Origin of the sequence: Mesorhizobium sp. L103C119B0 (assembly GCF_000502235.1) — a bacterium.
Taxonomy (GTDB): domain Bacteria; phylum Pseudomonadota; class Alphaproteobacteria; order Rhizobiales; family Rhizobiaceae; genus Mesorhizobium.
Map to the genome: position 1 here is coordinate 1 of NZ_AYXE01000037.1, position 12,902 is coordinate 12,902.

Genomic DNA, 12,902 nt, shown 5'->3' on the forward strand with positions numbered 1-12,902 from the left:
AAGCTCGCTCTGCGCCAAGCCGCATGACCAGCATCATGGCTGCCCCATTTTGCAGAACTTGACGCACACAACCTCGGCAACCGACCCCATCCGCGTCGTTCGCGCGCGAACCGCACCATTCTGACCCGCCGTTCATCAGGCGACGAACTGGGCTCGAGGTCGGCCTGGAGCCCATGCTGCTGTTATGGCATCCGACGTGTTGATCGCGGTCGACAACTAGGTCGGCGAATTGGAAATGAACCGCAACTCCAGCAAATCTGCGTTAGAGCAAAATTGCACCCGGCTTACAGGCTGTGCGCAGCAGAGCCAGTTCCCTTGGGATGTCGCCCCGCTTACGACAGGATTGCCGGAACTGGAGGTTAGCCTATGACGCCAGATACCTTGCGCCCCGACCACCCGCCACTCGACACTCCGCCCGTGCAATACCTGAACTTGGACCCGTCGCTCTATGTCCGCGATGATATCTGGCAGCAGGAGCGGTGCAACATCTTCGCGCACACCTGGCAGTTCATGGGCCCTGTCGCCTCGGTCGCGACGTCCGGTCAATACCTTGCCATCGACATCGCCGGCACGCCGATCTTTGCCATCCGGGGCCGGGACGGGACCTTGCGCGGATTTAAGAACGTCTGCCGCCACCGGGGGGCGAAACTTCTGGCCGATGGCGCGGGCAAATGTGGGCTGATCGTTTGCCCCTATCACAAATGGTCCTTTGCCGACACCGGGCGGCTGCTGCAGGCCCCATGGTATGGCAAGGATCCCGCGATCATCGCTGAAGACTGGCCGCTGGACACGGTGCAGTTGTCCGAATGGCGCGGGCTGCTCTTCGCGGCACTTGACCCGAAGGAAAGTCTTCTGGATCAACTTGGCTCTCTGCCCGCCGAACTGGCGGACGAGCCGTTGGAGACCTATGCCGCCACCGATCAGGCCACGGTCAGCTTTGCGGCGAACTGGAAGATCTACACCGACAATTCGTCGAAGGCTACCACACCCCTGGCACGCATCCCTCGTTCTACGCTGCCATCGACTTCGAAGCTTTCCAGACCACCGCCCATCCCGGTTAGTCCGGATGACCGCACCGCCGAAAGACGATCTGTTCTATCGCGGCAAATGGCTTTGGATGTGGCCGAACTGGACGCTGTCGCTTTTCGATGGCGGCATGAACGTTAGCCGGATCAATCCGACCTCACCGCATCACACAGACCAGCATTACCATTTCTTCTTTGCCGATATCGCTGCTGAAGCATCCGAGAGCAGGGCGAAATCCGTGCAAGGCACTCTGGCCGTGGTACGCGAGGACTACACCATCTGCCCCGATACGCATCGCAACTATGCCGCAGGGGCATATAGCTCCGGCCCGCTCTCGGGGCGGCATGAGCGGGGAGTGCAGTATTTCCAGGAACGGTTCGCTGCGGCACTGGGACTGTGACCGCCCCTGGTGTCCTTGTCCGCCATAGTGCTCCGGCTCGGCGCCGGCACGAGAGCCCCCGGCCAGTCGAGGGTATAGGGCGGGCACGGTAAGACTAGTTACGAGCGTCGCGGCAATCGGAACTCGCTCAATGCGCAGAGCAGATCGGCGAACGCGGCTTTGACGACCAAGTTTAGCGGGCGCTCTTACCGGCCGGACCCGTGACAGCTGGAACGAGGCCGATACCGTCGGTTTTTTCGCCGGGAAGTTGCAAGAAGCTGCCGTTCTGCTGCCGATCCCATTCCAGTCGCTCCGCTGTCGCCGACGATTGCTCGAAGCTGCCGTTGCAGGCCCAACTGGCCGTTCGCGGACCAAGCTTCTGGGTTCGAGGATCGAATTGCTACCGCTCAGCTTGGGCTGATGTCGACCGCGTCTTACGACCTCGTCGACGCTGTCGATGTGAAAGCTGTCTTTTTCTGGCGTCACGGTTCCTCCGCGGCAGTGCAGCGCGGACCAGCTGAGCAACGACTCTCGCACAGAATACTGAGCAAGAGATGTGCCGGCATCACCTGCTCCCGACCCACTGCCGGATCTCGTCAGCCAATTGACCGAGAACGCCTGTTGTACCGGCGGGGAGCGGGTCTGGAAACCGTTGCTCGGGATACGCGAGCGTTCCGCCCAGATGGACCGGCTGGACGCAGGGCATCTCGTGCTGCTCGAGAAACTTGATCATGTTGTCCGCGCATAGGCGCACACTCGGATCGTCCGAGGGATCGCTGGCGCCGTTGACGATGACCGCTCCGAGTTTTCCTTTGAGCTGTTGTCCGTCGCGCCACAGGGGATCCGATCTGTTGAGCAAGACGACGCCCAGGGCCGGCGGCATTCCGAAGCAGGTGGGAGTAGCCATCAGAATCACGTCCGACTCTTTCATGAATGACAGAACACGATCGATCCCGTCACCGTGGTATCCGAACGTTTGATAACACTGCTCGCACCCGAGACAGTCGATACGCTCATCGGCCAGACGCACCTGTTCCACGACCTTCACCAGCCGATCTCTCTCGAGCGAGCGAAGAACCTCGCCGAGCATCCGCCCTGAGTTACTGGACGCGCGTGGGCTACAGTCTATTCCAACGATGGTCGTCGCTTTGTCCATGTGAGGATCCTCGTGCGCGGCACGAACATGATCGGAGTGTGACGCGAACAACATCTTCACCTCCGAGGCTACTGTGCACTAGCTGCATTCTCCCTCGCAACCGTCATCACGATACGAGGTGGCAAGAGCGGCGGTATCGATTGCTTCGCTGCTATAAGCAACGTCGGCATCCAGGAACCCTGGCGGCTACTGAATGGCCGAGATGAAAGGGCCTCGTCTACGAAGTTCGGCGGATGTCCGCTTCCCCAGCTCCGCCGCCCGGAAGCGGCCGGGCCATAGGAGAAACAGGGATCGCCAGCATAACAGCTTGGGGCCGAAATGGGACTGTCAGCTTCTAAGCATGAATTTTCACAAGCGGACTTTCATGCCGCAATGGAATCGACCTGACAGGGCGCAATCCAAGCCCTAGCCAGGGAACAGGAATGCCGAGGCAGGATCGAAGAAAATGCGTTGACCCGGTGCGATGGCGCTGTCCGCTTCCTCTGCATCGGAGGTTGGCCTGACGTCGATATCTTCCCCGGCCGCCGTGCGCGCCACGATGCGCCGGCGGTCGCCGAAGAAGGCGGTATCGACGATCTCGACGGCGAGTGCTGCGCTCGCTGGCCCGGGCGTCAGGCGGAAGGCTTCGGGGCGTACCATCAGGCGCACCTTTTGGCCTTGACCAAAGGATGTTGTCGTCTTTACGCCGGTCACGATCGAGCCGTCGACCAGGCGGACCGTCGACGCACCACCTGCGGTTAGCAGATGCTCGGCCGGCAAGAAATTCGAGTTGCCGATGAAGCCGGCGACAAACTCGCTCGCCGGCCGGAGGTAAAGATCCTCACCGGTGCCGATCTGTTCGATACGGCCTTCCCTGAACAGAGCGATGCGATCGGAAAGATGCAGCGCCTCCTCCTGGTCATGCGTGACATAGAGGATCGTGACGCCGGTCTCGCGGTGGATGCGGCGGATCTCGGCCTGGATCTCCTGGCGCAACTTCTTGTCGAGTGCCGACAGCGGTTCGTCCATCAAAAGGATCGGTGGGTCGTAGGCCAGCGCGCGTGCAAGCGCCACGCGCTGCTGCTGGCCGCCAGACAGCGCGCCCGGATGGCGGTCGGCGAAGTTTTCGAGGCGCACCAGCGCCAGCATGTCGGCAACCTTGCGCTTGACCTCGCCGTCGGGCCGGCGGCGCACGCGCAGCGGAAAGGCGACGTTCTCGGCGACGCTCAGATGCGGAAACAGGGTGTAACGCTGGAAAACCATGCCGATGTTGCGCTTGTGCGACGGAACCGAAAGCAGCGACATGTCCTCCAGAAGCACATCGCCAGAGCTCGGATCCTGGAAACCGGCAATGGCGTAGAGCGTCGTCGACTTGCCGGAGCCGGACGGGCCGAGGAACGTCAGGAATTCACCTTTGGGCACATCGATGGTTACGTCGTGGACGGCGACGAAGGCACCGAACGTCTTTCTTACTGCGCGTATGGACAGGAAGGGAGGGATCATCTGGACAATTTTCTGCGAAGGAGTGCGGTCACGATCATCAGGCACAAGGTCAAGCCGACAAGCAGGCTGGAGGCGGCGGCGACGACCGGGCTGAGGTCGGCGCGCAGGCTGCCCCAGATTTTCACCGGCAAGGTTTGCAAGGTCGGGCTCGCCATGAAGATCGCCACCACGACCTCGTCCCATGAGGCCAGGAAAGAGAAGATCGCCGCCGAGAAGATGCCGATCCTGATCGACGGCAAGGTGATCCTAAGCCTCGCCTGCAGCGGGCTGGCGCCGCAGACGATGGCCGCGTCCTCGATGGATTTGTCAAAACCCTCGAGCGCGGCCGTGATCGGAATTATCGCGAAAGGCAGCGCCAAGATGGTGTGGGCGATGACGAAGCCGACCGTGGTGCCGGCAAGGCCGATGCGCAGGAAGAAGGCGTAGATGGCGATGGCGAAAACGACCACTGGCAGCACCATCGGCGTCAACAGCAAGCCGCGCAGGACCTGGCGTCCGCGAAACTCACCCCTAACCAGGCTGAAGGAGGCGAACAGGCCGATGATGACGGCGAGGATAGCGGCCATGGCGGCAATTCGGGCACTGGTCAGCGCGGCATCGATCCAGGTCGGGTCGCCCAGCAACTGCTGATACCATTTCAGCGTCCACCCGGGTGGCGGAAAGGCCAGCCAGCGCGACGAGCCGAATGACAGGAGCACGATGAAGACCACCGGCAGCAGCAGGAAAGCCGCGACGGCCGCCGTGAAGCCGCCAAGCACCATGCGCAGCCATCCGAGCCGTTCATAGTCGAGCAGCATGTCAGGTCCCTCCCCCGGCGCGCCTGGCAACAACCAGGCGAAGCTGGATCGCGTATAGCGCCATGGTGACGGCAAGCAGGACAAAGGCGGCCGCACTGCCGAGCCCCCAGTTGAGCAGCGACTGCACCGTCTGGGCGATCATCTCGGCCAGCATCATGTTCGATGTGCCGCCGAGCAGGGCCGGGGTGACGAAGTAGCCAAGCGACATGACGAAGACCATCAGGCCGCCAGCAGCGACGCCGGGCAGCGACAGCGGCAAGAGGATGCGGCGGAAGGCCTCGAACGGGCTTGCGCCGCAAAGGGCTGCCGCGCGCAGCGTCATCGGGTCTATCGCCCTCAGTGTGCCGACCAGCGGCAGGATCATGAAGGGCAGCATGATGTAGACCATGCCGATGGTGACGCCGGTCAGATTGTTGATGAGCGGCAGCGGCTCGTGAATGATGTCCAGGCCCATCAGTGCCCGGTTGATCACACCGGTGCGCTGTAGCAGCACCATCCACGCATAGGTGCGGGTAAGAAGGTTCGTCCACATAGACAGGATGATGATGCCGAAGACGATCGAGCCCAGGGCGGGCGGCATGATCGCCAGCATCCAGGCGACGGGGAACGCCACCAGGATGGTGACGGCGGTGACGACCGATGCAACCAGGAAGGTGTTGAGGAACACCCGCACATAGGTGCCGCTGCCGAACAGCGCCGCGTAGTTCTGCAAGCCCGGTTCGGGATCGGTGACGCTGCGCAGCAGCAGGGCGATCACCGGCACGATGAAGAACAGCCCGACCAGGAGCAGGGCCGGCAAGGCGCTGCCACTGCCGGCCGGGAGGCCGACGATCGAGCCGCGTCTAGGAGAATTTCCTTGCATCGAGCGGTCCTGTCTCGAAACGGGGCGCGCAAGCCGCGCCCCGTGGGTCTGCAACGGCGTTACTTGGTCTGCCAGGCATACCAGCGCGTCGCGATCTCGTCGCGATGCTCGGCCCAGTAGTTCATGTCCAGATTGATCTGGCCCTCGACATGGGCATCTGGCAGGGCCTTGACGGCATCGGCCGGCATCTCCGCCTTGGCCTTGGTGTTGATGGGCGCATAGCCGCTTGCTTCGGCGAATTTCGCTTGGCCGGTCGGGCTGGTGGCGGCGGCAAGGAACTTCATCGCGCTGGCCTTGTTCTTGGTACCCTTCGGCACGACGAGCACGTCGGCGGCGGTGAGGTTCTGGTTCCAGGAGACGCCGACATCGGTGCCGTCCTGCTGAAGGGCGAAGACGCGCCCGTTCCACAATTGCCCGAAGGCGGCCTCGCCGGAGGCGATCAACTGCTGCGACTCGGCGCCGCCGCCCCACCAGACGATGTCGGACTTGATGGTGTCGAGCTTCTTGAAGGCACGGTCGAGGTCGAGCGGATAGAGCTTGTCCGCCGGCACGCCGTCGGCCAGCAGAGCGATCTCGATCACGCCCGGCGCCGACCATTTGTAGAAGGTCCGCTTGCCGGGAAACTTCTTGGTGTCGAACATGTCGGCCCAGCCGGCCGGTTCGCCCGGGACGGCGCCCTTGTTCCAGGCGAGCACGAAGGAATAGTAGAAGCTGCCGACGGCATGCTCATTGCTGAAGCGCGGGTCGAGATCGGTCTTGGGCACGACCGCATAGTCGATCGGCTCGAGCAGTCCGTCCTTGGCGGCCTTGATGGCGAAATCCATCTCCACGTCGACGACATCCCAGGTGACGTTGCCGGCGTCGACCATGGCCTTGAGCTTGCCGTAGTCGGTCGGTCCATCCTGCAAAACCTTGATGCCGGAGCTGGCCTCGAAGGGGGCGGCCCAGGACTTGGTCTGCGCCTCCTGCGTGGTGCCGCCCCAGCTGGTGAACGCCATCTCATCGGCCTTGGCGGCTGTCGCCGCGAGCAGATCGGAAGAGCACACGTCTNGTCTCTGATGGCGTCGAGACCGCCTTCGCGGCCGAGGCCCGACAGGCCGTAGCCGCCGAAGGGAACGAGCGGCGATACGGCGCGATAGGTGTTGACCCAGACAACGCCGGCATGGATGTCGCGCGCCATGCGATGCGCCTTGCCGAGATTGCTGGTGAACACGCCGGAAGCCAGGCCGAACGGCGTGTCATTGGCGAGTGCCAGCGCTTGCGCTTCGCTGTCGAAGGCAAGCACGCTGAGCACCGGTCCGAACAATTCCTCCCGCACGCAGGGCAGATCGCTGCCGCCGGCATCGATGATGGTCGGTGCGTAGTAGAAGCCGCTGCCGACTGGCCGTGTTCCACCGGTGACCAGCATGCCGCCCGCGGTGAGGCTTTCCGCGACAACCTTCTCGATCCAGTCGCGCTGCCGCAGCGTGGCGAGCGGACCCATTTCGGTCGCCGGATCCTGCGGATCGCCGATGCGAATCGCCTCGGCCTTGCGCTTCAGGCGAGCGAGGAATTCATCCTTCACCGAAAGTTCAACCAGCAGCCGCGAGCCGGCGACGCAGCTCTGGCCGGTCGCCGCGAAAATGCCGGCGACCACCGCATTGGCGGCACTGTCGAGGTCGGCGTCGGCAAAGACGACGACCGGGCTTTTGCCACCGAGTTCGAGCGTGGTGTAGGCAAGGTTTTCCGCCGTGTTCCTGACGACGGCGCGCGCCGTCGACGGACCGCCGGTGAAGGCGACGCGCGAAACCAGCGGATGGCTGGTCAGGCGCCGGCCGCAATCATGGCCAAAGCCGGTGAGGATGTTGACGACACCGGCTGGAAAGCCGGCCTCATGAACCAATTCGGCAAAGGCAAGCAGCGGCGCCGGCCCATCTTCGGAGGCCTTGAGCACGATGGTGCAGCCGGCGGCGAGCGCCGGGCCGAGCTTGACGGCCGAGAGGAAGAGCTGCGAATTCCACGGCACCACCGCGGCAACGACGCCGATCGGTTCGCGGCGTATGGTGACGTCGAGATCCGCCTTGTCAACAGGCACATGCGCGCCTTCGTGCTTGTCGGCAAGCCCGCCATAATAGCGGTAGTAATCGCCGACATAGGCGATCTGGGCGCGGGTTTCGCGGATGATCTTGCCGGTGTCGCGCGTCTCGAGTTCTGCAAGGCGCCCGGCATTGGCGGCGACGAGGTCGCCGAGCTTGACCAGCAGTTTTCCACGCGCTGTCGCAGTCATCCTTCGCCATAGGTCTGAGCGCAGCGCGCGGTGCGCCGCCTCGACGGCACGGTCGACATCGGCTTCGCTCGCCGCCGGCATCCTGGCCCAGGCCGTCCCGGCCGATGGGTCGACGCTGTCGAACGTGGCGGACGGCTCGTCGAAGCGGCCGTCGATGAAGTTCCTGAAAACAGCGTCGGTCATGGGCTCGCGATCAGAGGAAGGCCGGCATCACCCGGTCGATGAACAATTGCAGCGATTTCATCTTGCGCTGGTGCGAAAGGCCGCTGTCGATCCAGATCGAATACTGGTCGTAGCCGAGCGCCTCATAAGCCTTCAAACGGGCGATGACCTCATCAGCCTCGCCAATCACCAGGTTCTGCCTGATCTTGTCCGGCGCGTATTGCGGCATGGCCGCGATCTCATCCGCCGTCAGCGGCTCCAATATGCCTTGATGCACCGGCTTCTTGTTCTGGAACCAGGCGCCGAACTGGCAGTAGAAAGTCGACAGGTCCTGGGTGAGGCGATCGGCATCGGTCGCGTCTTCGGCGACGAAGGTGTGCATCAAAAGCATGATTTCCGGTCGTTCGATCTCGGGATGCGCGGTGCAGGCGCCGTTGAAGCGCTGCATCAGGCTGGTCACCTCGTGATCGCCGGAAGCCAGCGGCGTCACCTGGACCTTGCAGCCATTGGCGACGGCGAAATCATGCGAATTCGGGTCGCGGGCCGCCACCCAGATGGGCGGGTAGGGTTTCTGCAGCGGCTTGGGCGAGGAGGTGGTGGCCGGGAATTGCCAGAACTCGCCGGAGAGTTCGAAGTCGCCGTCCCAGAGGCCGCGGATCGCCGGTATGATCTCGCGCATGCGCTGGCCGGCCCCCCAGGCGTCGAGGCCTGGAAAGATGCGCTGATATTCATAGCTGTAGGCGCCGCGCGCGATGCCGATGTCGAGCCGGCCGCCGCTGATTACGTCGGCCATCGCGGCTTCGCCGGCAAGCTTGATCGGGTGCCAGAAGGGCGCGATCACGGTTCCGGTACCGAGGCGGATGCGGCTGGTCTTGGCGGCGAGATAGGCGATGTTGATGAAGGGGTTCGGCGAGATGGTGAATTCCATGCCGTGATGCTCGCCGATCCAGGCGGTCTCGAACCCTGCCTGCTCGGCCAGCAGGACCAGTTCTTCTAGCTCGGTCACAAGCTCGGAATGCGGCTTGGCCAGGTCCGATCGTTCCATGTGCACGAAAAGCGAGAATTTCATCGCTGGTCACCTGTATTGACGGCGGAAGCGCCGGCGCTGGCGAGCGGCCGGACCTCGCCTTCGACATTGTTACCGACATAGACACCGAATGCATCCACCGAGCATTCCCTGACATAGCGCGCGAGCATCGAGCGGATCGCCGGATCGGCGATCTTCAATCCTTCGATCGCGTCGATCTCGATCAGCCGGATGCCGCGATCGCTGGAAGCGGGCACGTCGAACGTGCCGCGATAGTAGACATGCGTACGTGAAACAGGTCCGGCATCGTCCCAGACGGCGAAAAGGAAGCCGAGCTGAGCCTCGATGGCTTTCGCCGCAAGCAGCCCTCGCAGGCTTTTGCCGTCGCTGGCCGAGCCCAATCCTCGGCCACGCGGCAGTTCAAAACCGTCCGCGGTTTCCACGAACAGGATCCGGCCGCCATTTTCGAGGATGGCGCCAACATCGGTGCCGGGTTGGGTTGCGGCGAGCGCGTCCTGGCTGAGGCCGGGTGCGACATAGGCGCCGCGGCAATAGCCGAGCGGCTGCGAGGAATTGTGCTCGAAATCGCGGACGCGCCCAATGAGGATCGAATGATCGCCGGCCTCGACCAGTCGCTCCATGTCACAGTCGAAGGACGCGACGGAGCCGTCCAGCACAGGGCTGCCGGTCCGTCCCGGCCGCCAGGCAACGGCGGCGAACTTGTCGGCCACTTTCGAGGCGAAGATGCCGGACGCTGCCTTTTGACCCTCGTTGAGAACGTTGATGGCGAAGCTCTTCGATGTCGCGAAGACGGGATGGCCAAGCGCCTTGTGTGCGATGCAGACCAGCACCAGCGGCGGATCGAGCGACACCGAGGTGAAGGAGTTGGCGGTGAAGCCGCGCGGCTCGCCTTCGGGGCCGATCGTGGTGACGATGGTGACGCCGGTGAGGAAGGAGCCAAGCGCACGGCGGAATTCGCCGCTGTCGAACCCGGTATTTGCTTCCGCAGGGCCGTCTTGTTCGGTCGCTTCGTCCTCTGTGAGGAAGTCAACGATGCAGCGCGTGGTGAGGTCCGGTGCCGCGACCGCCATCATGTGCTTCTCACCTGGCAGTACCGTGCAGCGGCCATGCGGCGCCAGGCGTGCCATCGCGGCTGACATTGCCGGTGAAGAGTTCCTGTCCTCGGAGCCGGTCATGAACAGGGCCGGCACGGCCAGCGTCGGCAGGCGATCAGCATGATCGCCGTCGGCACGACTGAACAGGAGATAGGTGCGGGCATAGCCTTCCGGGTCGACCGCGCTCAGTGCGGATGCCGTCTTCTGCGCTGCCGCTTCCAACTCGGCCGGCACCGGATCGCCGAACCAGCGGGCGATGGTCCGTGCCGTGCCGGCCGTATCGCTGCGGCCGTTGAGCGCGACCGCGCGCTGGCGAACGGCTTCGGCCAGTTCAGGTGGACGCCGGAACACGGCATTCAGGGAAACGATGCGGCGGACGCGCTCCGGTGCGCGCAGCGCGAGTTCCTGAGCAACGAGTGCACCCATCGAGTGGCCGACGACGGATACCTTGTCGAGGCCGAGATGGTCGAGGAGGCGAATGGCTTGGTCGGCATAATCGGCCAGTTCCGGATCTTGAGGTGGCAGCGGCGACTGACCATGGCCGAGCATGTCGATGGCGATCGCGTCGAAGCGGCCAACCATGCGCTCGAGCTGCGGCTGCCAGATCGCAGCGTTCATGCCGACACCATGGATGAACAGCACTGGGGTACCGACACCGGCCCGGATGAAGCCGGTGCCGTCGGGCGCCGTGCCCTGTAGAGCCCATGCAGAAGCATCAGCCATGCACGTCCCCAAGCTCCTTGAGGTCCTGATAGCGGTCGCCGATGCGGTGATGCGGGCGACCGCCGATCGAAGCGCCAAGCGCGACCACCAGTTCGTCCGGCGCCGGCGCATCGCCGATCTGGAAATGAACGGTCAGGTAATGCGAGCGCCGTCCCTCGTCATTCTTGTCCATTAGCGGGATCATGATCGGCGTGTTTGGCCCGCCGCGCAGGTTGGTGAAGGCAAGGTAGGTCTTGGCGCCGACGGCACGGCGAAAATGATTGCCGAAATGGAGTGTGTGGATCAGCGCCGACGCATGCTCGATCTCGCCCGACGTACCGCAGATGGCGGCCTTGCCATAGCCCTCGATAGCCTCGCCGGAACCGGCGACGGCAACGATCTCGCGGGTCAGGATCTCCCCCAGCACCGGCGCACAGGCTCGGATTTGGGGCGACAGATCGTCGGTGAAGCCGCGACCGGCCCAGGGATTGGTCAGCACCGCGGCGACGCCGATAAGGCGCAGCGGCCGGGGGGCGGCCTTGCCGCCTTCGATCAGCATGTTCTCGGTATAAGTCACGATCTTACGNATAAGGCGCAGCGGCCGGGGGGCGGCCTTGCCGCCTTCGATCAGCATGTTCTCGGTATAAGTCACGATCTTACGAATGGCGGGCTGCATCGATTCCTCGGTAGGTAATGCCTCGGGACGTCCGTTGTCATCTTATGGTATACCATGATATGGAGCGCCAAGTACCTTGTCAACCGGGCGTCGAATCTGTTTTGGTAGCGGCGCAGGAGGCATACATGCCAGACGACACGCTTCGCATCGACCGCAGCGCCAAGACCTTGAGGACGCTGGCGCTGGAGCGCATGCGCGAAGCGATCATGGATTTCCATTTCCAGCCTGGCGAAAGGCTCGTCGAACGGCCGCTTTGCGACCAGCTCGGCGTCAGCCGTTCCGTCGTGCGTGAGGTTCTGCGGCAGCTGGAGGCAGAGGGGCTCGTGCAGATGATCCCTGGGCATGGGCCGGCCGTCGCCAGGCCGGACCTCGGCCGTACCGACGAGATCTACGAGCTTCGGGCTCTGCTTGAAGGCATCGCGGCCCGAGCCTGTGCCCTGTCGGCCACCGGCGAGCAGTTGGCAAGGCTCGAAGGGGCGCTGGCGGATTTGTTCGATGCGTGGGCGTCGGCGACGCCGCCTGCGGTGATGCGGGCGACGACCAAATTCTACGAGGCGCTGTTCGAGGCCGCCGACAAGCGTGTCGCCTGGGAAATCGTCTCCGGGCTGAATGTCCGCATCAACCAGCTTCGTTCGATGACCATCGTCTCGACCAACCGGCGCGAAGCGGCGATCACCGAGATGAATGAGATCATGGATGCGATAAGGGCGCGCAAGCCCGATGAAGCGGAAGCGGCGGNCGGCGATCACCGAGATGAATGAGATCATGGATGCGATAAGGGCGCGCAAGCCCGATGAAGCGGAAGCGGCGGCACGGCGACATGTCGAATCGGCGTGGCAGATCGCTCGAGATAAACTTCGCCTGGTCTAGGTCCGCGTGAGCCTAGCCTATCCAACCCTTCGAAGCGCCTTGCAGAAAATGTCTGCTTCCCGGCAACGAAAATGCAACTTTACGACTGAGATGACCCGCAAAGCGGTCCGGCAGCTTCGGAGCCGTATCCGGACGGTCTGCTTCTAGGAAGCGCTCGTCGGTAAGCTGCCGTTCGAGTTCACGGTCATCGANCCGTCGCGTGGAGTCATTCATCGCGCCAGTATGGGTGGGAACAGCTGAATTGGCGCGAGCCAACCAGACGGCGTTTGGTCTCAGATATCGGTCCTCGGACGGGCAGATCATTCGCGGTCATGTTGGGTACGAAACTGTAACCCTGATCGACAAGCTGCAGTTTCAGCTCCGCCAGGTGGCGCCTGAATCC

Annotated in this window: 11 protein-coding genes and 2 pseudogenes; 4 read left to right on the plus strand and 9 right to left on the minus strand. The window is 63.4% G+C overall.

Annotated elements, in window-relative coordinates; all coding sequences use genetic code 11:
- Positions 1–366: 366 nt before the first annotated feature.
- Together X728_RS1000000168040 and X728_RS1000000171185 are read left to right on the plus strand one after the other, a co-directional pair.
- A complete protein-coding gene (locus X728_RS1000000168040) occupies positions 367–1,167 on the plus strand; it encodes a Rieske (2Fe-2S) protein (protein ID WP_023833200.1) in 801 nt (266 codons plus the stop codon).
- Positions 1,118–1,426 (plus strand): SRPBCC family protein, encoded by a 309-nt coding sequence (locus X728_RS1000000171185; protein ID WP_196815123.1) that lies wholly within the window; start codon positions 1,118–1,120, stop codon positions 1,424–1,426. Before X728_RS1000000168040 ends, X728_RS1000000171185 begins: the two co-directional genes overlap by 50 nt.
- Before the next feature lie 544 nt (positions 1,427–1,970).
- Here the strand turns inward: X728_RS1000000171185 and X728_RS137605 are convergent.
- From X728_RS137605 to X728_RS137565, 9 genes and pseudogenes are all read right to left on the minus strand, one after another.
- Positions 1,971–2,561 (minus strand): flavodoxin family protein, encoded by a 591-nt coding sequence (locus tag X728_RS137605; RefSeq protein ID WP_023833202.1) that lies wholly within the window; start codon positions 2,559–2,561, stop codon positions 1,971–1,973.
- A gap of 405 nt (positions 2,562–2,966) precedes the next feature.
- Positions 2,967–4,043 carry an ABC transporter ATP-binding protein gene (locus X728_RS137600; RefSeq protein ID WP_023833203.1) on the minus strand — a complete coding sequence of 359 codons (1,077 nt, stop codon included), beginning with the start codon at positions 4,041–4,043 and terminating at the stop codon, positions 2,967–2,969.
- Positions 4,040–4,840, minus strand: a complete 801-nt coding sequence (locus X728_RS137595) for an ABC transporter permease (RefSeq protein WP_023697487.1) — start codon at positions 4,838–4,840, stop codon at positions 4,040–4,042. The genes X728_RS137600 and X728_RS137595 overlap by 4 nt, the downstream gene beginning before the upstream one ends.
- 1 nt (position 4,841) lies before the next feature.
- A complete protein-coding gene (locus X728_RS137590) occupies positions 4,842–5,702 on the minus strand; it encodes an ABC transporter permease (protein ID WP_023697486.1) in 861 nt (286 codons plus the stop codon).
- A 59-nt stretch (positions 5,703–5,761) separates the two neighbouring features.
- Positions 5,762–6,700 (minus strand): ABC transporter substrate-binding protein, encoded by a 939-nt coding sequence (locus tag X728_RS137585; protein WP_245266231.1) that lies wholly within the window; start codon positions 6,698–6,700, stop codon positions 5,762–5,764.
- Between the two features lie 62 nt (positions 6,701–6,762).
- Positions 6,763–8,151, minus strand: a pseudogene (locus tag X728_RS1000000169780) (aldehyde dehydrogenase); the annotation flags it as partial.
- A gap of 10 nt (positions 8,152–8,161) precedes the next feature.
- Positions 8,162–9,199, minus strand: a complete 1,038-nt coding sequence (locus X728_RS137575; protein WP_023697483.1) for an LLM class flavin-dependent oxidoreductase — start codon at positions 9,197–9,199, stop codon at positions 8,162–8,164.
- Positions 9,196–10,995 carry an alpha/beta fold hydrolase gene (locus X728_RS137570; RefSeq protein ID WP_023833206.1) on the minus strand — a complete coding sequence of 600 codons (1,800 nt, stop codon included), beginning with the start codon at positions 10,993–10,995 and terminating at the stop codon, positions 9,196–9,198. The genes X728_RS137575 and X728_RS137570 overlap by 4 nt, the downstream gene beginning before the upstream one ends.
- Positions 10,988–11,608 (minus strand): amino acid synthesis family protein, encoded by a 621-nt coding sequence (locus X728_RS137565; protein ID WP_050589982.1) that lies wholly within the window; start codon positions 11,606–11,608, stop codon positions 10,988–10,990. Before X728_RS137565 ends, X728_RS137570 begins: the two co-directional genes overlap by 8 nt.
- A gap of 167 nt (positions 11,609–11,775) precedes the next feature.
- Between X728_RS137565 and X728_RS137560 the strand changes: the two are divergent.
- Positions 11,776–12,520 (plus strand): annotated as a pseudogene (locus tag X728_RS137560) (GntR family transcriptional regulator).
- Positions 12,521–12,719: 199 nt separating this feature from the next.
- Positions 12,720–12,902, plus strand: a 183-nt coding sequence (locus tag X728_RS1000000171235; protein WP_210164491.1) for a hypothetical protein, incomplete at its 3' end; no start/stop codon positions are given.